This window comes from Martelella sp. NC20 (genome assembly GCF_013459645.1).
Classification (GTDB): Bacteria; Pseudomonadota; Alphaproteobacteria; order Rhizobiales; family Rhizobiaceae; genus Martelella.
In genome coordinates, this window is sequence record NZ_CP054861.1 from 1,271,740 (window position 1) to 1,295,135 (window position 23,396).

Genomic DNA, 23,396 nt, shown 5'->3' on the forward strand with positions numbered 1-23,396 from the left:
GGGCCTTTTTTATGTCACGCATGGGGGAAGAGGCGCGGCCGCGGCGTCGACTGAGCGTGCGAACAGTTTCATATTCCAGCCGCAAATCGCGCATTTCTGAAAATCATTTTCACGCGGTCATTTTTTTCATGAAAGTTTGTTGACGTTTGGGCATTCTTGTCTCAGTCTGAAGAAAATAAATTACGAAAAATGTTGGGAACAGTCCTCTATGAAGGTCGCTATAATCGGACTCGGTTTCCGTCTGGGTTATCTTGGCGTCGTGTTTTCCGAAATGGACCCCGATTTCGAGATCGTGGGCTATGTCGACCCTGCGCCCGCCGGTCTCGAAACGCTTGAAAAAGAGGGCATTTCTCCCGGCCGGGCCTATGATACGCCCGAAGCGCTGATCGCAAACGAGCGCTTCGATCTGTTGATGATCGGCTCGCCCAATTTCATGCATCTCGACCATATCCGCCTCGGCCTTGAGGCGGGGCTGACCGTTTTCACCGAAAAGCCGATCGTGATATCGATCGAGGAAAGCTACCAACTCGCGGCCCTGCTGCAGGCCCATGGCCATGACCGCCTGCTGGTCGGTCTGGTGCTGCGCTATTCGCCGCTTTACCGCGATCTGCGCGCCGCCCAGGCCGAAGGCCGTCTCGGCGATGTGGTGTCGATTGAAGCCTCGGAGCATATCGCGCCCTATCACGGCGCGTTCTTCATGCGCGACTGGCGGCGGCATACGCGCTATTCCGGGCCGTTCATGCTGGAAAAATGCTGCCACGACCTTGATCTTTACAATGGCGTCGTCGGCGCGCGGCCACGTTATGTCGCAAGTTTCGGCGGCCGCAAGAGCTTCACGCCCGCCAATGCGCCCCAGGGCGCCGGCGCCAATGATATCGAGGTCTATCACCGCAAGCCGAGCGGCTGGATGGGCGCGGACAAGGTCTTCGACAGCGACGGCGATATCATCGATTACCAGACGGCGACGGTCGAATATGAAAACGGCGTCGCCATGACCTTCCACACCAATCTCAATGTGCCGGACGAATTCCGCCGCTTCTGCGTGATCGGCGCGAAGGGCATGGCGGAAGGCGATTTCGTGCGCGGCTTCCTCGATGTCCATGATGCCCGCACCGGCGAAAAGACCGTGTCGCGCACCTATTCCGCCCCTTCGGAACGCTCCCAGCATTACGGCGCCGACGAGCAGATGGCCGAGGATGTGATCGCCCATATCACCCGCGGCGTGGCGCTGCCGGTCTCGGCTCTCGACGCGATCGAGGCCGGCATTCTGGCGCTCGCCATGGATGAGGCCCGCCGCGAACGCAAGGTCGTCGATCTTGTCCCGGTGTGGGCGCGCTACGACGCGCTTCTTCACGGTGACGCCCTCGCGGCGCAAGCCGCAGGCTGAGGGGGCGGGGATGGACACCAAACGCGGCGCCGTCATCTTCGCCTGGCTCCTGCTGGCCCCGGCCCTGATCTATATCCTGCTGATCGTCGCCTATCCGCTGCTCGATACGATCAACCTGTCCTTCACCGACGCCTCGCTGAAGCGCAGCTATGACTGGGTCGGGCTCGAGAACTATTTCAAGATCTTCGAGCGCGGCTTCGGCGAGGTCATCGTCCGCACCTTCGTCTGGACCTTCTTCTCGGTGGCCGCGAAAATGGTGATCGGCGTGTTCGGCGCCGTGCTTTTGAGCGCCGCCGTGCCCGGCCGCACGCTGTTTCGCGTGCTGGCCATGCCGCCATGGATCGTGCCGATGGCGATCGGCATCTTCATGTGGGGCTGGATGTATAACGGCCAGTTCGGCATGATTTCCGGCCTGCTGCAGCGTTTCGGCCTGCTCGACGGACCGTTCCCGATCCTTGCCACCGGCACCTCGGCCTTCATCGCCACCATCGTCACCGACGTCTGGATCGGCGTGCCGATGGTCACGATCTACATGCTGGCGGCGGTGCAATCGATCCCCGCCGATCTTTACGAAGCGGCATGGACCGATGGCGCCGGCCGGTTCTACCGCTTCCGCCGGATCACGCTGCCGCTGATCGTGCCGGCGCTGGTGACGATGTCGATGATCTCGCTGATCTCGACCTTCAATTCCTTCGACATCATCTGGATCCTGACCAAGGGCGGCCCTTCCAGCGCCACCACCACGATGATCATCGATACCTACAAGGTCGCGATCGGCTCCTACAAATTCGGCGCGGGGGCTGCGCGCGCCGTGCTGATCTGCATCTTCCTGTCGATCTTCTGCTATGTCTATTTCCGCGCCGTCAACCGTTTCTCCGGGGAGGCCGCACGATGAAGCCCACCGCCCGCATCCATCACTATAAATGGTACGAGCTGATCGGCGTCTATGCCGGGCTGCTGGTGTTTCTCGGTTTCGTGCTGGCGCCGTTCTTCGAGGGCTTCATGGTTTCCCTGAAGCCGCTCAACCATCTGTTTTCCGCGCCTTACAAATTCTGGCCGGAAGATCCCTCGCTTGCCGCCTATTTCGATATGTGGGAGCGGGTGCCGCTGCTCGGACGCTATATCTTCAACTCGATCCTGATCGCCGGCATCGGCACGGCGCTTTCGGTGATCTTCGTGACGCCCGCCGCCTATGCCTTCGCCCGGTTCGAGTTCAAGGGCCGGGGGCCGCTGCTCGGCGCGTTCCTGGCGGTCAACATGTTTTCGGGCGCGGTGCTGTTGATCCCGCTGTTCCGGCTGATGCGCTCCTTCGGCCTGATCAATACCTATTTCGCGATGATCGTTCCCGGCGTCGCCTTCACGATCCCGACCGGCATCTGGCTGTTGCGCACCTATATGCTGCGCATTCCGCGCGAGCTGGAAGAGGCCGCCCTCGTCGATGGCGCGAGCCGGTTCTACACCTTCCGCCGGGTGATCGTGCCGCTTGCCATGCCCGGCATCTCCGTGATCGCGATCGCCGCGTTCCTGACGATCTACGCGCAGCAGTTCATCTATGCGCTGACCTTCAATTCGAAGACCGAGTATATGCCGCTTCCGGTGGGCCTCTACGCCTTTTTCGGACGCCAGGAGGTGATCTGGAACGAGCTGATGGCGGCAAGCTTCGTCGGCATCCTGCCGGTCTTCGTCGTGTTCATCTTCCTTCAGCGTTATCTCGTCGCCGGCATGACGGCGGGGGCGGTGAAGGCCTGAACCGGCGGCGCATGCCGTCCTCATCGCTGGCGATCGGGAGAACATGCGAGAGCATGCGAGCGCCAGTCAAAGCGGCATATTGCCGGACCAAGAAGGCCCGCACCGTCCACGGGCGATCATGGATTGGACGAGAGATAGGGGAATACCGATATGCCTGATCTGAAAAAACTCAGCCTCGGCGTCGCCACGCTCGCGCTCGTCGCCTCGGCGTCCGTCGCTTCCGCCGACGACAAGGTCGTCTCGATGATCCAGTGCGGCGATGAGCTTGCCGAAGGCTATGACGGCTTCATCGCCGAATGGGAAAAGAACAATCCCGGCTACAAGGTCGAAACCGAGGTCGTCGGCTGGGGCCAGTGCCAGGACAAGGCCACCAACCTCGCCGTCGCCGGCACGCCGATCGCGCTTGCCTATATGGGCTCGCGCACTCTCAAGCAGCTTTCCGAAAACGGCCTGATCGTGCCGGTGCCGATGAGCGAGGAGGAAAAGGCCTCCTACTATCCGCACATCGTCGACACCGTTACCTTCGACGGCGAACAGTGGGGCGTGCCGGTGGCGTTTTCCACCAAGGCGCTCTACTGGAACAAGGACCTGTTCGAACAGGCCGGCCTCGACCCGGAGACCCCGCCGAAGACCTGGCAGGAACTCTACGACATGGCCGCCACGATCAAGGAAAAGACCGGCACGCCCGGTTTCGGCCTGACCGCCAAGAGCTTCGACAACACCATGCACCAGTATCTGCACTGGGTTTACACCAATAACGGCCAGGTGGTCGATGCCGACGGCAATATCGTGCTCGACAGCCCGCAGAACCTCGAGGCGCTCGAATGGTACGGCAAGATGGTGGCTGTGGCCGAAGAAGGCCCGACGGCCTATGAGCAGGACGAATTGACGCCGCTGTTCAACGATGCCCAGGTCGCGATGATCGAACAGGGCCCGTGGGTGAGAAACCGCGTCAATGACGACCTCAACTGGGGCGTGGCGCTGCTGCCGGTCGGCCCGCAGGGCGAAGGCCCCGGCACGCTGCTGATCACCGACAGCATGGCGGTATTCGACGGTTCCGGCGTTGAGGAGCAGGCGATCAGCCTCGCCAAATGGCTCACCAATCCGGAAAACCAGTTCTTCTATGAAAAGACCCACGGCCTGACGCCGCTGCGTCCGGTTCCGGGCGTTCAGGAAATGGTCGCCGCCGATCCGACCTGGGCGCCGTTCCTCGACGGTATCGAGTTCGGCGGTCCCGAGCCGCTGTTCACCGACTACCAGGCCTTCCAGAACGCCATGGTCGACATGGTCCAGTCCGTCGTCATCGGCAATGCCGAACCTTCGGAAATCCTGACCTCGACCGCGGCCGAGATCGAAGAGTACAAGTAAACGATAGCCGCCCGGCCTCGTCCGGCCGGGCGGCTTCCCCATTTGCGGGCCGGCGCAACGCAGGCCGCCCGGATGCGGCAGGAGAGACCCTTGGGACAGCTCAATCTCAAAAACATCTACAAGAATTACGGCATTTACGATGTCATCAAGGGCATCGACCTCGAGGTTCACGAGGGCGAATTCGTCGTCTTCGTTGGTCCCTCGGGCTGCGGCAAGTCGACCCTTTTGCGCATGATCGCCGGCCTTGAGGATATCACCTCAGGCGACATCAGCATCGATGGCGAGCGCGTCAACAATCTCGCTCCGGTCAAGCGCGGCATCTCGATGGTGTTTCAGTCCTATGCGCTCTACCCGCACATGACGGTCTACGAGAACATCGCCTTTCCGCTGCGCGTCCAGAAAATGGCCGAACCGGAGGTGCGGGCCCGGGTGGAGGCCGCGGCGCAGATCCTGCAGCTTGGCGAACGCCTGCAGCAAAAGCCCGGCATGCTGTCGGGCGGCCAGCGCCAGCGCGTGGCGATCGGCCGCGCGATCGTGCGCAAGCCGAAGATCTTCCTGTTCGACGAACCGCTTTCCAATCTCGATGCGGCGCTGCGCGGCGAGATGCGCATCGAACTGACCCGTCTTCATCATGACCTCCAGGCCACGATGATCTATGTGACCCACGACCAGGTCGAGGCCATGACCATGGCCGACCGGATCGTCGTGCTGAATGCCGGCGATATCGCGCAGGTCGGCGCGCCGCTCGAACTCTACCACAAGCCGCAGAACCTGTTTGTCGCGGGTTTTATCGGCAATCCGCCGATGAACCTGCTGTCGGTGACCTGCACGAGCGCGGATCAGGCGGGCGTCACCGTCGACTATGACGGCCAGCAGTTGACGGTTCCGGTCGAGCCCCGCGACGGCCTTGTCGGCGAGACGTTGACGCTCGGTGTGCGTCCCGAGCACACCGTGCTCGGCGGCGGCGATATTGCGATCACCATCAGGCCCACCGTGATCGAGCGCCTCGGCATCAACACGATCGCCTATGCCACGCTTGCCGCCGACAAGACCTTCTGCTCGCTCTCCGCCGGCTCGGTCCCGGTGCGCGTCGACGAGGCGGTCGATATCGGCATCAATGCCGCCGACTGCCACCTGTTCGACGATGCCGGCAAGGCGCTGGAGCGCCGCGTCGAACTCAAGGATTTCGATTTCGAGACGCTGCTGGCGCCTGCCGCGGAAGATTGACGCCGCCGGCAATGCGGCGATCTTACACGCGCGTCGGGCTTGGCTGCGGACTGACGGCGGATGCCGTCCGGTTGGCGCGGATCTGCGATACCATGACGGCCGCAAACGCGCCGCAGCCGATCGCAAGCAGCGGATATTCGAGCGGCAGGCCCTCGACATGGCGAAATGCCGAATAGCCGAACAATCCGGCCGCAGCCAGCGCCGCCAACGCGCGTTCCCGGGCGGAAAACACCGTCAGCCCGCAGCCGTAGATCGTTGCCGTCAGCGCCGTCATGCCGAGCGGGACCGCTATGATGGTGCCGAGCCCCCAGACCCAGCCCACCGGATTGAATGTCAGCAGCGGGTTGAAGATGATCAGGAACGGGATGATGAAACCGGAGATCGCGAGCTTTGCCGCCGACAGCGCCGTCTTGAAATAGGGCGCGCCGGCAATGCCAGCGCCGGCAAGGGCCGCGAGCGCCACCGGCGGCGTCAGCGACGAGATCACCGCGAAATAGAACGAGAAGAAATGCGCCGCCATCGGTTCAACGCCCATCTTGATGATGGAGGGGATGACGACGATCGCGACCAGCGTGTAGGCGGCGCTGGTGGGAACGCCGCAGCCGAGAATGATCGAGACCACCATGGTCAGCGCCAGCCCGATCAGCAGGTTGCCGGCGCTCAGGATCTCGACGAGACCGGCAATCTTGTTGCCAAGACCGGTGGTGATCAGCGTCTGCGCAATCAGTCCGACGATCGCCAGCGAAATGCCGATCTGCGCGCCGATCAGCGCGCCGCCCGCGATGCTTTTCGCAAGTTCGGAGAGACGGGGTCGCGTCTGCGGATCGATATAGGAGAGGCCAACGGCCAGCACGATCGCCCAGAACGCCGATTTCGCCGGGCTGTACTGCATGATCAGCATGGTGATCAGCACGGCAAGCGGAATGGCGAACAGCGGCAGCCGGCGAAACAGCTTGCGGTAGTCGACCCGCTCCAGCGGGGTGCGGATGTCGTTGCGTACGGCCAGGAACTGGACGCCGAGCATCACGCCCCAGAAATAGAGCACCGCCGGCAGCACGCCGGCCAGCATCACCGTGTCGTAGGAAACGCCGAGAAAGGACGCCATCAGGAACGCGGCCGCGCCCATCACCGGCGGCATGATCTGCCCGCCGGTGGACGCCGCCGCCTCGATCGCGCCGGCATGTTCGGGCTTGTAGCCGACCTGCTTCATGTAGGGGATTGTGAAGGCCCCGGTGACGGCGACATTGGCGACGGCCGCGCCCGAAATCATGCCGATGAAGCCGCTGGAAACCACCGCCGTCTGTCCCGGTCCGCCGCGAAACGCCTTGCCGGCGATCTTGCCGGCTTCGAGGAAGAAATCATTGACCTTGATGATCCCGAGCAGCGCGCCGAAGACGACGAACAGGAACACCTGATTGGCGGAAATGCCGAGGAACTGGCCGAAAATGCCGGAAAGCCCGATGCTGAGATAGGAGACGACGTAGTCGAAGTTGAATGGCCGGTGATAGAGATGACCGGGCAGGTTGTTGCCCCAGAGGAAATAGGCGACGAAGATCGCCGCCACGATCGGCAGCGTCCAGCCCCAGGCCGCCCGCGTGGCGATCACGACAAGGCCGATCAGCACGACGCCGACGATCACGTCGGTCGGGTCGGGAAAGCCGAAGACCTCCTCAAGGTGGATGATATTGGCGAGCACATAGGCGCAGGCCGCCACGCCGAGCGCGCCGAGGGCAAGGTTCAGCGCCATGCCGAAGCGGGTTTTCGCCTGGCGCGCCTGGTGCAGAAAGAGCAGCGCGAAGACGAAGCCGAGATGGACGGCCTGATGCTCGTACGAGCCCAGAAACAGATACTGGGTCGAAAACATCTGGTAGGCGAACATCGCCAGTCCGGTGACGATCAGTGCGCCATCCAACAATCTCACACGCATGTTCCGCAAGCTCCGGTATGGGCGGTTCCCCGCCCTTCTTCAGACTTTTGAAGGCAGGCCCTGTCCGCCATTCGCTGCAACCTGACTGAAAAAAAAACGCCGGCGGAGGTCGTGCCTCCGCCGGCCCCGTGCCCTATTGGATGACGCCGGCCTCGCGGTAGGCGCGCAACGCGCCGGGGTGGATATCCTCCACATCCCAGCCATAGACCATGCCCTCCGGCGACATCAGCTTGCCGGTGGCCTGATATTCGCCGAACTGATCGACATTGGCGAGGATCATCTTTGTGATCTGATAGGCGGTTTCCTCCGGAAATTCCGGCGCCACGGTCCATGCCACGCTGTCGGCGAAGCCTTCCAGCGGTTCGGTGATCGAGGGATCGGCGCCGGCCGGGATTGTGGCGTTGGCCATGCTGATGCCGGCCTCCCGCGCCTTGGTCACCTGCTCGGCGCCCCAGGAAAGATGATGGGGGTTGCGGCCTGACGCCAGAAACTCGATCGTCTGCGGGCTCATCATCACCCGGTTGCTGACCGGGTCGATGTAACCGCCGACAACCGCCGCATCGGCGGTGCCGTCGAGCAGCGCATCGACGGCCTCCTGGGTGCCGACATATTCGATGTCGATATCGTCATCGGTGAAGCCGTAGCCGTCCTTCAGGATCGCGACCGGCTGGATCGCCCAGTTGATCTGGGCGCGGCGACCGACAGCGATCTTCTTGCCCTTCAGGTCCTCGATCGTCTTGATGTCCGGGTCGAGGGTTGCGAGCCAGCTCGAATTGAGATTGTAGTTGGCGATCAGCTGCAGCCCGTCATAGGGCTTGTCGAACGGCTCGTCGCCGGCCTTGGCAAGGCCCAGAACGCCGCCGCCCGAACCGACGATAGTGGTTTCCTTCAGCTCCGGCTCGGCATCGAGCTTCTTGATGTTGAAAACGAAGCCGGGGCTTTCGGTATGGGTGATGCGCACGCCGATATCGTTCTTCTTGGAAATCTCCTCGAGCGCCGACCCCATGACGTAGGAGCCGGTGCCGAACGGGGCGCTGATCAGGCTGATTTCGGTCTGGTCCTGCGCCCGCGCGCCGCCAAGCGACAGCGCAACGACCCCCGATGCAACGAGGGCGGCGGTAAACCCGCCCCTTTTGGATATCGATGAAGTCTTCATAACAGTTCTCCTCCCAGAGTGTTATTGGTCCTTCGTCCGGATGGCGAACGCCTCGGGCGTCCGGACCTGCGCCCCAGTTCTATGACGAAAATCTATGCCGGTCTGAATTTCGGGATTCCAGCCTCCTTGCTGATTTCCTCGAAATAGGCCTTCACCCGCATGCCGACGCGGATATCCGCTTCCGATACATCGGTCACCTGCGCATACATCCGGGCGCCATCATCGATATCGATGAGGCACATCACCACGGGCAGCTCCTTTTGCCAACCGAGGTAGTTCATCGCGACGGAATGGGAGATCGTGTAGGAATAGACGGCGCCTTCCGGCTTCATTTCCGTCCATTCGAGCGCGCGTTCGCCGCATTCTATGCACCATGGCTTGGGATGAAAGTTGACCGTGTCGCAGCGCGGGCATTTCTGCATCACCAGCTTTCCCGCGCGCGCCGCCGTCCAGAACGGTCGCGTCAGGTCGGAAATTTCGGGAAGCGGCTTGTTGGGTAACGCGTTCATGGCTTCACGCCTCCGATCCGAGAATGACAGAGATGCAGCTTCGACCCGGCCTGCCGTATGGAATGCCGCCAAAGCCGCAGACCGCCCCGATCGTTGCGTCCTTCACCTGCCGCTTGCCGCCTTCGCCGCGCAATTGCGCAACCCCCTCGACCAGCGGCATGAACCCGCCATTGGCGCCGCCGGGCTGGCCGCCCGATAGCTGGCCGCCATCGGTGGAGACCGGGAAATCGCCGTCGAAACGAAGATCGTGTTCCTCGATGAACCTGCCGCCCTCGCCCTTTTTGCAGAAACCCCAGTCCTCGATGGTCATCATCGAGATGAAGGGATAGTCGTCATAGGGCTGCAGGAAATCGATATCATCATGTTCGACGCCGGCCATCTTCATCGCGCGCGGCGCGGATTGCGAGAAGCCGGTGACGGTGACGTCCGGAAACACTTTTGATCCGGCATAGAAATTATTGGTCTCGCCGAAGCCGAGCACATGGACCGGGCTGTCGGTGATGGCACTGGCCGATTCCGCCGAGGTGACGATGAAGGCGAGCCCGCCATTGACGATCGGCACGCAGTCGTAAAGCCGGATCGGATCGGACAGCATGCGCGAGCCGAGATAGTCGTCGATCGAAAACGGCGTGCGGTAGATCGCGCCCGGATGCAGCGAGGCATGATAGCGGTTGGTAACCGCCACCTTGCCGAGCTGCTCGGGCGTGACGGAATATTCATGCATATAGCGGCGCAGCACCAGCGCGAACTGGGCCGTTGCGCCCATCACCCCGAACGGTCCCTGGAAATCCCAGAACACGCCGCGGGTGCGCTCCGGCGAAAGCGGCAGGCCGGGGGCGATCGAGGGCATGGAAAGCGGCGTGTCGGCGCCGACGATCAGCGCCCGGTCGATCACGCCGGCCTCGATCAGGGCTGCCGCGCGGATCAGCATCGATGTTGCAGAGCAACCGCCCTGATCGCCGCGGATAAGGGCGTTGGGGCTGATGCCGAGATTTTCCGCGGTCGCGGCCGACCAGTTCACGGTGTGGGCGACCTCGGCGTGGGAAACGCCGAGCCCCTGGCCATCGAAATCGGCCTTCGACATGCCGGCGCTTGTCAGCGCCAGATCGGCCGCCCAGGCGATATATTCATCGACAGTCAGCACCTGTTCGCCGGGTTTGACCCGGCTGTAAGGCGTCCTGCCATAGCCGACAATGGCTACCTTGCCTCGCATCGAAATCTCCTCCCTTCGAGCCGGTCGGCCCGCATGTTTCGTGCAAGGATGGCAGGGGCATCTTATTTGTCTAGTTTCTATAGATGATAGACATTATTGATGGAGTGAATATAATAGCGCGCTATTGGGGGGAGAAGAAATGAAACTGCGCTCGATGGATCTCAACCTGCTTCTGGTCTTCGACGCGGTCTATGCCGAGCGCAGCATTTCGCGCGCGGCGGTGCGGCTCAATCTCTCCCAGCCGGCGGTTTCCAACGCGCTGGCGCGGCTGCGCCATGCGGTCGGCGATCCGCTGTTCAAGCGCGAGGGCTCCGGCATGATCCCGACGGCGCGCGCCAAGATGCTGCGCGACCCGATCCGCCAGGCGCTGGAAATTCTCGAACGCGGCTTCCGCAGCGACGAGGCATTCGATCACCAGCATTCGACCCGCGAATTTGTGATCGCCGTGGAAGACTATGGCGAGACCGTGCTGATCCCGCGCTTCATCGACTGGCTTGCCGATGTCGCGCCCGGCATCCATATCGAGATCCGCCCGGAGCTCAGCTCCTCGCTCACGCGCGAGCTCAGGGAGGGCACGGTCGACCTCGCGCTCGACTATTTCGCGCTGCGGGGCGAGGGGTTCGAGAGCAAATGCGTGCTGACCGAGGACCTCGTCACGCTGTCGCGCATCGACCATCCGACGATCGGCGAACAGCTCAGCCTCGACACCTATCTCGAGCTTCAGCATGTGGTGATCACGCCGCGCCGCAAATCCCGCCCGATGATCGATCTGGCGCTCGACAAGCGCGGGTTGAAGCGCAAGATCGCGCTCACGGTTCCCCATTTCCTGTCGATGCCGACGGTGGTCCAGCGCTCCAACCTGCTGGCGACACTGCCGCGCCGGATGGCCTATATCTACGCCGATCATTTCCGACTGAAGGCCTATACGCCGCCTGTGCGCACACCCGAATTCCCGGTGTTCATGATCTGGCACGACACGCTGAACGAGGATCCCGCCCACCGCTGGCTCCGAAACCACCTGATGGCGATCTGCGAGACGCTGTGAGAACTGTTCTATTCACAATCTGAATAATAATACTCCTTAAAATAAATTGGACTGTATAGAGCCCCGCCTGTTAGCCGTTGTTGACGACAGGATTGAAACCGCATGGCCGATTATCAGACGATCACACTCAGCAATGACGGGGCCAGGGCCTATCTGACCTTCAACCGGCCCGAAGTGCTCAACGCGCTTAACGACATGCTCATTGCCGAGGCGCTGGATGCCGTTTCCGGCCTTTCGGGCGAGACGCGGGTGTTGGTGCTGAAAGGCGCGGGCGACAGGGCGTTTGCCGCCGGCGCCGATCTTGAAGAAATGCAGCGGCGCACGCCGTGGAACGAGATCGACTTCGGCCGCCGCCGGGAACTGGCGCGCAGGCTTGAATCGGCGCCCTTCGTCACCGTCGCGGCCATTAACGGCTACGCGCTCGGCGGCGGGCTGGAACTGGCGCTTGCCTGCCATTTGCGGATCGGCAGCACAAGCGCGGTGGTGGGCCTGCCGGAAACCCGGATCGGCATATTGCCCGCCAATGGCGGCACGGCGCGGCTGACGCGACTGGTCGGGCGCGGACGGGCGATGCGGATGATCCTGCTGGGCGAGCAAGTGAAGGCAGAAGAGGCCGAGCGTCTCGGCATCCTCAACTGGGTTGTCGGCGAAGACGATTTCGAAGCGGAGATCGAGACGCTTGCCGAGCGGCTGTCGAGGCTGGCACCGGTTTCCGCGCGCGCGATCATCGATACCGTTTCCAAAACCGCCGATATGAGCCTTGACCATGCGATCGACTACGAGCATCGCTGGTTCCAGCTCTGCCTCGGCTCTGAGGGCAAGAAGGAAGGCGTGAGGGCCTTTCTGGAAAAGCGAAAGCCGCAATTCGGGCCTGAACCGGACAGGGACGGCTTCTGAGGTTTCGGGCACCCGTCGCGTTGAGGAGAATGCGGCCGGAGCGCCCTTTTGGAGGAGAGATCATGACCGAACCGGCCGTAGCCGTTCTCGACCGGGCGCGCATGAAGGGCGCGCATTTTGATTGGCAAGACCCGTTTCTGATCGAGGCCCTGCTGTCGCCGGAGGAAATCATGATCCGCGATGCCGCCCGCGATTATGCGCAGGAGCGGCTGATGCCGCGCATTCTCGACGCGAACCGGCATGAGCGTTTCGATATCGAGGTGATGCAGGAACTCGCCGAACTCGGCTTCCTCGGCGCCACGATCGATGGCTATGGCTGTGCCGGCATCAGCTATGTCGCCTACGGGCTGATCGCGCGCGAATTCGAGCGGGTGGACACCGCCTATCGGTCCGCGCTTGGCGTGCAGAGCACATTGTCGATGCTGCCGATCTATCTTTACGGCTCCGAGGCGCAGCGCGAGACATACCTTCCCGCCATGGCCAAAGCCGAAAGGCTCGGCTGTTTCGGGCTCACCGAGCCGGATCACGGTTCCGATCCGTCCGGCATGCAGTCGCGGGCCCGAAAGGTCGATGGCGGCTATCGCCTGACCGGTTCCAAGACCTGGATCACCCACGCGCCGATCGCCGATATCATGGTGGTCTGGGCCAAGGATGACGAAGGCACGCTGCTCGGCTTCATCCTGGAGCGCGGCATGGAGGGGCTGGCCACCAGCAAGATCGAAGGCAAGTTCTCCGTCCGCGCCTCGCCCACCGGGCAAATCCATATGGATGACGTCTTCGTTCCGGATGAAAACCGGCTGCCCGGCGCGCGCGGCTATGGCGCGCCCTTCGCCTGCCTCAACAATGCCCGCTTCGGCATCTGCTGGGGCGCGATCGGGGCGGCGGAATTTTGCTGGCATGCCGCGCGCTCCTATGTGCTGGACCGCAGGCAGTTCGGCAGGCCGCTTGCCGCCAACCAACTGATCCAGAAGAAGCTCGCCGACATGCAGACCGAGATCACGCTGGCGCTCACCGCCACGCTGCATCTCAGCCGGATGCGCGACGAGGGCAGGGCGAGCCCGGAAATGGTGTCGCTGTTGAAGCGCAACAATGCCGGCAAGGCGCTCGAAATCGCCCGCGCGGCCCGCGACATGCATGGCGGCAACGGTATTTCGGACGAATATCACGTGATCCGCCACCTGATGAATCTGGAAACCGTGAACACGCTGGAAGGCACGCATGATATCCATGCGCTGGTGCTGGGCCGCGCCCAGACCGACATTTCCGCATTCTAGCGGAAAGCCGCTGCAACTCTTTTTTACGCAATTCCAGAGGATGAGAAGATCGCCGCGGAATTGTTCGAGGATCGCCCGATGACCTGTCACGACCGCACCGAGACCATTCGCAAGCTCGTCAGCCCGCAATCGATTGCCGTCATCGGGGCATCCGCCGATTTCTCCAAGGTCAATGGCCGACCGCTGAAGCACCTGATCGAAAAGGGCTATACCGGCGATATCCTGCCGGTGAACCCGAAATATCGGGAGATCGCGGGCCTTGCCTGCTATCCGGATATCGCCTCGCTGCCGGTCGCGGCCGACCTTGCAATCATCGCGCTGCCGGCGGCTTTCGTCTGCGATTGCGTGGCGGAACTCGGCAGGAAGGGCATCCGCGCTGCGGTGATCTTTTCCTCGGGCTTCGGCGAAATGGGGCCGGAAGGCAAGGCGCTGGAGCAGAGGCTGGCCGAGACCGCGAAGGCGGCGGGCGTCATCCTGCTCGGGCCGAATTGTCTCGGATTCATCAACGCCTTCGAGAATGTCTACGCCACCTTCAGCCAGTATGCCGATGGCGAGACCGGGGCGGGACCGATCGCCTTCGTCACCCAGTCCGGCGCGTTCGGCACGGCGCTGGCGGCCCTGGTGCGCCGGCGCGGCCTCGGGCTTGGCTACTTCGTCAACACCGGCAATCAGGCCGATCTCGATTTTGCGGAACTGATGTCTGTGGTGGTCGAGGATCCGCGCATCAAGGTCGCGGCGGGCTATCTGGAAGGTGTCAAGGATGGCGAGGCGTTGGTCCGGCTTGCGAAAAAATGCCGGGCGCTCGGCAAGCCGCTGATCCTCACCAAGGTCGGCCGCATGGGCTCCGGCGCGCGCGCTGCAGCGTCACACACCGGGGCGCTTGCCGTTTCGGACGCGGTGTTTGACGCCGTCGTCCGGCAATATGGCGTGCTCAGGGCCCGCAACGAGGAACAGATGCTCGACATGATGGAGGTGTTCTGCCAGCCGCGCCGGGCGAAGGGCAACGGCCTCGGCATCGCCACCCAATCCGGCGGCGCGGGCGTGATGATGGCCGACCGCGCCGAGGAGGTGGGACTTGCCGTGCCCGAACTCGGAGCGGAAACGCAGGCGCGGCTTTCGGCGGTGATGCCCGCCTTCGGGGCTGCCGGCAATCCGGTCGATGTCACCGGCCAGTTCGTCGCCCGCCCGGAGCTTCTGAGCGAATCGGTGGTCGGCATGCTGGAGGATCCGGATATCGATGTCGCCATCGTCTGGCTGCAGCTGATGACGGCCCATGTCGACAAGCTGCTGAACATCTTCACTGAGATCCGCGACCGCACCGCCAAGCCATTCCTGGTGTGCTGGGTTGCCGCCCCCGAGGCGGCGGTGACGGGGCTCAGGGCGCTCGGCATTCCGATGTTCACCGCCGGCGAACGCGCGGTGGAGGCGGCCGCGGCACTTGCCCGCTACGGCATGCTGCCGGCGCCCGGCGCGGATATCGCTGTCGCCCCCGTGGCGCTTCCGTCCATGATTTCAGCCGGCGCACAGCCTACGGTGGAAGCGTCGGCCTGGCTGAGGGCGGCGGGCGTGCCGATGGCGCATGTGGCGCTTGCGGAAAGCGCTGATGCGGCCGTGGCACTCTGGCGCGGCAATGGCGGGCCGGTGGCGCTGAAAATCGAATCCCCTGACATCCTGCACAAGACCGAGATCGAGGGCATCCTCCTCAATGTCGACAGCGAGGAGGATATCCGCGCGGGCTACGCCACGCTGATCGAGAGGGCGAAAACGATGGCGCCGGATGCGCGGATCTCGGGCGTGCTGGTGCAGGAAATGTCGGCGGGCCATGTCGAGCTTGTCGTCGGCGTCAGCCGCGATCCGGTGTTCGGCATCATCGTCATGGTCGGGCTCGGCGGCGTGCTGGTCGAGGTGCTGAAGGACGTCACCTTCCGCAAGGCCCCCTTCAGCCGCGAGGAGGCGCTTGTGATGCTGTCGGAGCTGCGCATGGGTGCCGTGCTTGATGGCGTACGCGGCAAACCCGCCGTCGACCGGGGGCGGATCGCCGCTATGCTGGCGAACCTTTCGCAATGGGCGGCGGGCATGGCGGACCATCTGTCCGAACTCGATCTCAACCCCGTTCTGGTGGGGGCGGATGGCCCGAGCGTGGTCGATTGCGTGATGATCTTCGATACTGTCCCGACCGCCTCCGGCAAGGGCTGATCCATGATCACGGCGCCGGAAGCCTTTTTCGCGACCGCGCCGATCGTCTTTCTCGGCTATGCGGTCTATGGGCTCACCGGCTTTGGCTCGACGATCACGTCATTGCCGCTTCTGGCGCTGTTTCTGCCGCTGACCGTCGCCTCCCCGGTGATGCAGATATTCGATATCCTCGCCGGTCTTCTGGTCGGCGTCAGGGGCCGGCGCTCGGCGGATTTCAGGGAGCTCGCGAAGCTCGTCCCATGGTGCGCGATCGGCGTTGCGGGCGGGCTCGTGGTGTTCCACTATGCCCCCGAGCGCGCGCTGAAGCTGACGCTCGGGATTTTCCTGATCGTGTTTTCGGGCTGGTCCTTCCTGCGCCGCACATCGCTCAGCCCGGTATCGGCGGGCTGGGCGGTTCCGGCCGGTTTCTTCGGCGGGATCTTTACAGCGCTTTTCGGCACGGGCGGTCCGATCTATTCCGTTTATCTCGCGCGCCGCCTCTCCGACCACCGCAGGTTCCGGGCGTCGATCAGCCTGTTCATCCTGTCCATCGGCCTTTGCCGGTTCTCGTGGTTTCTCGCCACCGGCTACTATGCCAGGGGCGATACGCTGATGCTGATCGTCTGGGTTCTGCCGGCCATGCTTGCGGGCCTTGCCTGCGGCAGCCTGCTTTCCGGGCGGATATCGCGTTCGGCGGTGCTCCATATCGTCTGGGCGATCCTTGCCGCCGCCGGCGTCAGGCTGGTGGTCGGCTAGTTTTTGCCAGGGAAAACTGGAAACCGGTTTTCCGGAAAGAAAACGCGCCGCGTGAACATATCTGCGGTTCATCGACGAAAAAAATAGCTGGAACTTAATCTGAATTCATCGTCAATGGAGATCGATACGCTCGTGTATCGGAAAAAGGGGACCAGTATGCTTGTGTTCGTGCGTTATGCGGCATTGTTCGTGCTGCTTTCCGTTGGCTTCTCACCCGCACATGCACAGCAGGATGCTGTCATCCAGGTGACCTCCGGCGTCAGTTATCAGTGGATCGGCCATTGGGATGTCGAACGCCTGAACAAAATTCTGAAAACCGATACGCCTGCCTTCGCGGGCATCACTGTACCCTATACGCCGGCACGCAACGGTGTGAACCTTTATCGGATCACTTACAATTCCGTCATTCCGGAGATGGACAACAAACCCACAGTGGCTTCAGGCCTGATTGCGGTGCCTGACACCGACGGAACGTCATTTCCAACGGTTTCCTACCAGCATGGCACTGTCTATGGCCGTCATGAGGTTCCGTCCTTTCTGGAAGAGTCGCCCGAAACGCAGTTGATGGTCGCTCAGTTTGCCGGGCAAGGTTATATGGTGATCGGCGCTGATTATTTTGGCCTTGGCCTTTCCACAGAACCGGAAGGCTATATGGTCAAAGGCAGTCATCAGCAGGCCGCCTACGATCTGCTGATGGCCAGCCGTGACGTGCTGACGGACAGGAATCTTTCCAGCCCGAAGCTGTTTCTGGCTGGCTGGTCGCAGGGCGGCTTCGTGACGATGGCCTTCCTCGAGAAGCTTGAGGCGGCCGGCATCCCGGTCGATGCGGCGGCAACCGCCAGTGCTCCTCTTGACGTCTATGCGCTCATGGAGGGTTTTCTCGTCTACCCGCGCGAGTTCGACGCGGTATGGCTGAACAGCATCATGATCCTCTCGTCCTTCGCCTATGAGAACTACTACGGCATACCCGGGCTTGCCCGCTCGCTGCTGACGGACGAATATTACGACATCGCAAAGAAGGCCTATGACCGGGAACCGTTCAACCCGGAGGACATCACCACCGATCTGCACAAGCTGATCCGGCCGGACTATTTCGATCCTCAGTATTTCGCCAGTTCCGCGTTCGGCAAGCTGATCAAGACAGCGCAGGCCTATCGCTGGGTGATCAAATCGCCCGTGCGCAACTATTACGGCGAGACCGACGAGGCAATTACCCCCGGTGTTGGCCGCATGGCGATGACTTATGCTCAATCGATGGGAACCGGAAACCAGAATGTCGAAGCCGTCTCGACGGGGCCGACCAGCCATCGCGGCACGTTCGCAACTGCCGTTCCGCAATGGAAGGTCTGGTTCGACGCCAGGTAAGGCGGAAGCCCCGAGCTCCGGTCAACCTTCCGCCGTGACGATGACCATTCTGCCCGGCCATGCCGGCCTGGCAGAGGCAGTCTGAACCGGACTGCCTCTGGATTCATCTGTTTTCGTCTGTGTCTTGGGGAAGACGGTGCGCCGTTTTCCCTGACAGTCTTTAACGAGCAGCTGCGCGGCGGCCCTCTTCATCAGGCCGTTTCGGTGTCGGGCGTCCTGAAGGTTTCGGCGAGCGCCTTGTACCACTTGCCGGATTCCTTGATGGTGCGTTCCTGGGTTTCGTAATCCACGTGGATCAGGCCGAAGCGCATGCGATAGCCCTCCGCCCATTCGAAATTGTCCATCAGGCTCCAGGCATAATAGCCCTTGAGCGGGATGCCGCCCGCCACGAGATCGGCGACCTCGGCAATGTGATCGGAGAGGTAGTCGATGCGCGGCGTGTCGTCGACCACGCCGTCGACCGGGCCCATATTGTAGCACGCGCCGTTTTCGGTGATGTACATCTCCGGCAGGTCATAGCGGTCGTAAAGCTGCCTGACGAGTTTTCCGAGCGAGGGCGCGTTCACCTCCCAGCCGATATCGGTGAAGACGTTGTTGACCGGGGTCGCGTCCTTCACGGCCGGGAAGGCAGCCTCCGGGTTGCCGTCATGGGCGATGCGCATCGGGAAATAATAGTTGAGGCCCCACCAGTCGAGCTTCTGGTTGATGGTCGTGAGATCATCCGCCTCGATTTCCGGCATCCGGTCGCCATAGGCGGCCATGAATGCCTCGGGGTATTCGCCCTTCAGCATCGGATCGAAGAAACAGGCATTGTGGAACTGGAAGGCGCGCTCGGCGGCCGCCATATCCTCGGCGCTGTCGGTCGCGGGCTCGATCGCCTGATGATTGCAGACGATGCCGACCGGCACCTCCGGCGCTTCCTGGCGGCATGCCTCGACGCCGAGGCCATGGGCAAGGTTCAGTGTATGAAGCGCCGCGAGTGCTGCGTCGATCGATTTTTCGCCGGGTGCATGGACGCCGTAGAGATGGCTGAGCCAGACGATGCACCACGGCTCGTTGAAGGTCGCGACCATGTCGAGCCGGTCGCCGAGGCGCTTCATCACGGTCTGGGCGTAGCGCTGGAAGGCGTAGGCCGTCGAGCGCGCGGCCCAGCCGCCGTCGCCGGCAAGCGTCAGCGGCAGGTCCCAGTGATAGAGCGTCGCATTGGTCTTGATGCCGCGTTCCTTGCAGCCGTCGATCAGGCGGTCGTAGAAGTCGAGGCCGGCTTCGTTGACCGGTCCGCGGCCATCCGGAATGATACGCGGCCAGGCGATCGAGAACCGGTAGGTCTCGACGCCGAGCGCCTTGATCAGGTCGAGGTCCTCATCGAGGCGGTGGTAGTGGTCGCAGGCGATATCGCCGCTGTCGCCGTTGAAGGTCCGGCCCGGCATGTGGGAAAACGCGTCCCAGATCGACGGCTTGCGGCCATCCTCGCGGGCAGCGCCTTCGATCTGGTACGAGGCGGTTGCGACGCCGAACATGAAATCGGACGGAAAACGTCCGGCCAGAGCCTTGGGGTCGATCATGCTGGATATCCTTTTGATCCTGACCGGGATGAGGCAATCGCCCCGGCCATCCGTCGTGCCGCCGTTTTCGCGGCCTGCGATTCCTGAGCCGCCGGACGCCACCTGAGGACGCGAGCGGCCATGCCAAAGGCGATCTCTAGAAAATCCAAAGCGCTTTGTACAGAACGGGCACCGGGAATCTGTAACGTTACAGAACTTATCCCGCAAACGTTGCCGAATTGCGTCACCAGCGGCCGCATGCGCCCGCCCGGGCGCATGCGGTTCGTGCCGGATCAGACGTCGGGCTTCACCCAGGCGCCGTCCTTTTTGGCCGATTCGACGCAGGCCTCGATGAAGGCGAGGCCGATCACGCCGTCCTCGATCGTCGGATAAACCACGTCGGGCGCGTTACTGCCGTCGCGGAATGCCTTGATCGCGAGCGCGGCTTCCGAATAGATCGTGGCAAAGCCTTCGAGATAGCCTTCCGGGTGACCGGCGGGGATGCGGGAGACGCGGGTCGCAACCGCCATCGCGCCGGCGCCGTTGCGGGTCAGCATCTGCTTCGGCTTGCCGAAGGCGGTGAACCACAGGATGTTCGGGTGTTCCTGCACCCATTCGATCCCGCCCTTTGTGCCGCAGATGCGGATCTTCAACCCGTTCTCGAAGCCGGGGGCCACCTGGCTTGCCCAGATCATGCCCTTGGCCTTCACGCCGTTCTTCTCCTTGAACCGCAGCATGATATGGGCGTTGTCATCGAGCTGTCGGCCCTCGACGAAGCTGTCGAGATCGGCGGCGAGGCTTTCGACCTCGGCGCCGGAGACGAACAGCGCGAGGTTCAGCGCATGGGTGCCGATATCGCCGATCGCGCCGCCCGCGCCCGAACGGGCCGGATCGGTGCGCCATTCGGCCTGTTTGGAGCCGGCGCGCTCTGCCGGCTCGGTCAGCCAGTCCTGCGGATATTCCGCGTGGATCAGGCGGATATCGCCGAGATCGCCGTTGGCCACCATGGCGCGGGCCTGGCGGATCATCGGATAGCCGGTGTAATTATGGGTGAGGATGAACAGGGCGTTCGCCTTGTCGGCAACTGCCTTCAGCTTCTTGGCGTCCGCTAGGTTCGAGGTCACCGGCTTGTCGCAGATGACGTGGATGCCCTTTTCAAGGAAGGCCTTGGCCGGGCCGAAATGCATGTGGTTCGGGGTCACGATCGCGACCGCCTCGATCCCGTCCTCGCGCGCGGCTTCCTTCTCGGCCATCTCCTCGTAGGTGCCGTAGGTGCGCTCGGGGTCGAGGCCAAGCTCCTTGCCGGAGGCGAGCGCCTTTTCCGGGGTGGAGGACAGCGCGCCGGCGACAAAGGTGTAGTGGTCGTCAAGCCGCGCCGCCATGCGGTGCACGCCGCCGATAAAGGCGCCCGATCCGCCGCCCACCATGCCGAGCCTGATCCGGCCGGAGTAAATTTCGTCTTTTCCTTCAATCGCCATGTCGTGTTCTCCTGAATGTTTTTCGAGGGCCCTGACCCTCATCCGGCTGCCGCCACCTTCTCCCCCTTGGGGAGAAGGGACCGTGTGGCTATTGCAGTGCCTCTCAACCCGATCAGCCTGCCCCCTCGCCCCGCAGGGGAGAGGGTTGGGGTGAGGGGGGAGGCCCTAAAGCCCCAGCATCCGTTTGTTGGCAGCCTCGTCCGTGCCGCCGCCGGCGAAGTCGTCGAAGGCCTTTTCGGTGACGCGAATGATGTGGTGCCTGACGAATTCAGAGCCTTCGCGGGCGCCGTCTTCCGGGTGTTTCAGGCAGCATTCCCACTCGACCACGGCCCAGCCGTCGAAATCATTGGCGGCCATCTTCGAGAAGATCGCACCGAAATCGACCTGTCCGTCGCCGAGCGAGCGGAACCGGCCGGCGCGGTCGACCCAGCCCTGGTAGCCGCCATAGACGCCCTGACGGCCGGTCGGATTGAATTCCGCGTCCTTGACGTGGAACATCTTGATCCGGTCCTTGTAGATGTCGATGTTGTCGAGATAGTCGAGGCACTGCAGCACATAATGCGACGGGTCGTAGAGCATGTTGGCGCGGGGGTGGTTGTTGACGTGTTCGAGGAACATCTCGAAGGTCGCGCCGTCATGCAGGTCCTCGCCCGGATGGATCTCGTAGCAGATGTCGACGCCGTTCTCGTCGGCATGGTCCAGGATCGGCATCCAGCGCTTGGCAAGCTCTGCGAATGCGGTCTCGACAAGGCCGGCCGGGCGCTGCGGCCACGGGTAGAGGAACGGCCAGGCGAGCGCGCCCGAGAAGGTGGCATGGGCGTTGATGCCGAGGTTCTTCGAGGCCGAGATCGCCATCTTCACCTGGTTGACGGCCCATTCCTGCCGGGCTTTCGGATTGCCGCGCACTTCCGGCGCCGCAAAGCCGTCAAAGGCCTCGTCATAGGCCGGGTGGACGGCGACGAGCTGGCCCTGGAGATGGGTCGAAAGCTCGGTCACCTCGACGCCGTTCTCGCGCGCCTTGCCTGCGAAATCGTCGCAGTAATCCTTCGATCCGGCGGCCTTCTTCAGGTCGATCAGCTGGCCGGCCCATGTCGGCACCTGCACGCCCTCATAGCCGCAATCGGCCGCCCATTTGGTGATCGCATCCCAGCTGTTGAACGGCGCTTCGTCGCCCGCGAACTGACCGAGAAAAATGGCCGGTCCCTTGATCGTCTTCATGATGTTTCCTCCGTTCTCAGAGATTGCGTCTTGTTGGTGGGTTCCACCTTGAGGTTCCGGCGAAACGGCCCTGCGGGGGTGCAGGGCCGAACGCTTCGCCGGCGCATTCTGTCGAGCCGCCTCGTGTGTGGCGGCTTACCGGATCAATACGGCGAATCCGGGAAGTAGTAGTTCTCGGCATTGTCCGGCGTCACCAGCGTGGCGTCGAGAATGTAGCTGCCGGCCACCGGCACCTGATCCATCAGGCCCGCGACCGTCAGCTCCATGGCCGTGCCGATCATCGCCGGCGGATAGAGCACGTCGACGGGGATCATGCTGTCGCCGTCCATGACCTTCTTGATCATGTCCTTCGAACCGGCCCCGCCGATGACATACTGGACATCGTCGCGACCGGACTGTTCGATCGCCTGCAACACGCCGACGACCATATCGTCGTCCTGCGCCCAGACAACATCGATCTTCGGATATTTGGTCAGGTAGTCCTGCATCACGCGGAAGGCGTCGTCGCGGTTCCAGTTGCCGAACTGCTTTTCGAGAACCTTGACATTGGAGCCTTCGAGCGCGGCGTCGAAGCCGTCCTGGCGCTGCTGGTCGATCGGGATCGGCAGGCCACGGATGACGACGACTTCGGCGTCCGGCGTGGTGTCGACGATGTACTCGCCAGCGACCGCGCCGAGCGCCGGGTTGTTGCCGGCCACGTAGAGATCACGCACGGAATTGTCGTTGTTCGACGGCGCGCGGTCGACCAGCGTGATGAAGGCGCCCTGGTTCTTGACCTGCATGATGGCGTTGACCAGCGGATCCGGGTCGGTCGGCAGGATCACCAGCGCGTCGATGCCCTGCACGGCGAGATCCTGCACGGCATTCGCCTGGCTTGCCGGATCGGGTGAGGTTTTGACGATGACGTTGAGGTCGTCGTACTCGCTCATCAGTTCCTCGGCCACGCGCTGGGCGTGGTAGACGATGCCGGCGGTCCAGCCGTGGTCGGCGGCCGGGATGGATACGCCGACGGTCAGAGCCTGCGCCTGAGTGACGCCGACAAGCGAGGTCGCCGCCAGCAGGGTTGCCCCCAATACCATATGTTTCATGTTCACTCCTCCCAAGTGGC

At 62.8% G+C, this 23,396-nt stretch carries 19 protein-coding genes; 11 read left to right on the forward strand and 8 right to left on the reverse strand.

All coding sequences use genetic code 11. The features are described 5' to 3' along the window. The first annotated feature begins 208 nt into the window (after window positions 1–208). From HQ843_RS06160 to HQ843_RS06180, 5 genes are all read left to right on the forward strand, one after another. Window positions 209–1,387 carry a Gfo/Idh/MocA family protein gene (locus HQ843_RS06160; protein WP_180899342.1) on the forward strand — a complete coding sequence of 393 codons (1,179 nt, stop codon included), beginning with the start codon at window positions 209–211 and terminating at the stop codon, window positions 1,385–1,387. A 10-nt stretch (window positions 1,388–1,397) separates the two neighbouring features. Further along, a complete protein-coding gene (locus HQ843_RS06165; RefSeq protein WP_180899341.1) occupies window positions 1,398–2,282 on the forward strand; it encodes a carbohydrate ABC transporter permease in 885 nt (294 codons plus the stop codon). Then, entirely contained in the window at window positions 2,279–3,136 is an 858-nt protein-coding gene (locus HQ843_RS06170; protein WP_180899340.1) for a carbohydrate ABC transporter permease, read from the forward strand. The genes HQ843_RS06165 and HQ843_RS06170 overlap by 4 nt, the downstream gene beginning before the upstream one ends. A 150-nt stretch (window positions 3,137–3,286) precedes the next feature. Further along, a complete protein-coding gene (locus tag HQ843_RS06175) occupies window positions 3,287–4,504 on the forward strand; it encodes an ABC transporter substrate-binding protein (protein ID WP_180899339.1) in 1,218 nt (405 codons plus the stop codon). 90 nt (window positions 4,505–4,594) lie between these two features. Continuing rightward, window positions 4,595–5,731 carry an ABC transporter ATP-binding protein gene (locus tag HQ843_RS06180; RefSeq protein WP_180899338.1) on the forward strand — a complete coding sequence of 379 codons (1,137 nt, stop codon included), beginning with the start codon at window positions 4,595–4,597 and terminating at the stop codon, window positions 5,729–5,731. Between the two features lie 22 nt (window positions 5,732–5,753). Here HQ843_RS06180 and HQ843_RS06185 read toward each other — a convergent pair whose 3' ends face one another. The 4 genes from HQ843_RS06185 to HQ843_RS06200 all read right to left on the reverse strand — a co-directional run bounded on the left by HQ843_RS06185 (window position 5,754) and on the right by HQ843_RS06200 (window position 10,536). After that, window positions 5,754–7,658 (reverse strand): TRAP transporter permease, encoded by a 1,905-nt coding sequence (locus HQ843_RS06185; protein WP_180899337.1) that lies wholly within the window; start codon window positions 7,656–7,658, stop codon window positions 5,754–5,756. A gap of 133 nt (window positions 7,659–7,791) precedes the next feature. Next, complete coding sequence (locus HQ843_RS06190) at window positions 7,792–8,814, reverse strand: TAXI family TRAP transporter solute-binding subunit (protein ID WP_180899336.1); 1,023 nt, start codon at window positions 8,812–8,814, stop codon at window positions 7,792–7,794. A gap of 92 nt (window positions 8,815–8,906) precedes the next feature. Continuing rightward, a complete protein-coding gene (locus HQ843_RS06195) occupies window positions 8,907–9,323 on the reverse strand; it encodes a Zn-ribbon domain-containing OB-fold protein (protein ID WP_180899335.1) in 417 nt (138 codons plus the stop codon). A 4-nt stretch (window positions 9,324–9,327) separates the two neighbouring features. Further along, window positions 9,328–10,536 carry a thiolase family protein gene (locus tag HQ843_RS06200; RefSeq protein WP_180899334.1) on the reverse strand — a complete coding sequence of 403 codons (1,209 nt, stop codon included), beginning with the start codon at window positions 10,534–10,536 and terminating at the stop codon, window positions 9,328–9,330. A gap of 139 nt (window positions 10,537–10,675) precedes the next feature. On the opposite strand from HQ843_RS06200, the gene HQ843_RS06205 reads away from it, so the two are divergent. The 6 genes from HQ843_RS06205 (at window position 10,676) to HQ843_RS06230 (ending at window position 18,048) form a co-directional block, all read left to right on the forward strand. Then, window positions 10,676–11,581, forward strand: coding sequence for a LysR family transcriptional regulator (locus tag HQ843_RS06205; RefSeq protein ID WP_180899333.1), 906 nt, complete (start codon window positions 10,676–10,678; stop codon window positions 11,579–11,581). A 102-nt stretch (window positions 11,582–11,683) separates the two neighbouring features. Then, window positions 11,684–12,478 (forward strand): enoyl-CoA hydratase/isomerase family protein, encoded by a 795-nt coding sequence (locus tag HQ843_RS06210; RefSeq protein ID WP_180899332.1) that lies wholly within the window; start codon window positions 11,684–11,686, stop codon window positions 12,476–12,478. Between the two features lie 62 nt (window positions 12,479–12,540). Continuing rightward, entirely contained in the window at window positions 12,541–13,752 is a 1,212-nt protein-coding gene (locus HQ843_RS06215; protein ID WP_246710291.1) for an acyl-CoA dehydrogenase, read from the forward strand. A 78-nt stretch (window positions 13,753–13,830) separates the two neighbouring features. Beyond that, entirely contained in the window at window positions 13,831–15,948 is a 2,118-nt protein-coding gene (locus HQ843_RS06220; protein ID WP_180899331.1) for an acetate--CoA ligase family protein, read from the forward strand. 3 nt (window positions 15,949–15,951) lie between these two features. Continuing rightward, entirely contained in the window at window positions 15,952–16,683 is a 732-nt protein-coding gene (locus tag HQ843_RS06225; protein WP_180899330.1) for a sulfite exporter TauE/SafE family protein, read from the forward strand. Between the two features lie 156 nt (window positions 16,684–16,839). Next, a complete protein-coding gene (locus HQ843_RS06230) occupies window positions 16,840–18,048 on the forward strand; it encodes an alpha/beta hydrolase family protein (RefSeq protein ID WP_180899329.1) in 1,209 nt (402 codons plus the stop codon). Window positions 18,049–18,239: 191 nt separating this feature from the next. Here HQ843_RS06230 and HQ843_RS06235 read toward each other — a convergent pair whose 3' ends face one another. The 4 genes from HQ843_RS06235 to HQ843_RS06250 form a co-directional block, all read right to left on the reverse strand. Next, complete coding sequence (locus HQ843_RS06235) at window positions 18,240–19,613, reverse strand: GH1 family beta-glucosidase (protein WP_180899328.1); 1,374 nt, start codon at window positions 19,611–19,613, stop codon at window positions 18,240–18,242. A 272-nt stretch (window positions 19,614–19,885) separates the two neighbouring features. Beyond that, entirely contained in the window at window positions 19,886–21,070 is a 1,185-nt protein-coding gene (locus tag HQ843_RS06240) for a Gfo/Idh/MocA family protein (protein ID WP_180899327.1), read from the reverse strand. Window positions 21,071–21,235: 165 nt separating this feature from the next. Further along, window positions 21,236–22,288 (reverse strand): sugar phosphate isomerase/epimerase family protein, encoded by a 1,053-nt coding sequence (locus HQ843_RS06245; RefSeq protein WP_180899326.1) that lies wholly within the window; start codon window positions 22,286–22,288, stop codon window positions 21,236–21,238. A gap of 143 nt (window positions 22,289–22,431) precedes the next feature. Next, window positions 22,432–23,376 (reverse strand): substrate-binding domain-containing protein, encoded by a 945-nt coding sequence (locus HQ843_RS06250; RefSeq protein WP_180899325.1) that lies wholly within the window; start codon window positions 23,374–23,376, stop codon window positions 22,432–22,434. Window positions 23,377–23,396 lie beyond the last annotated feature (20 nt).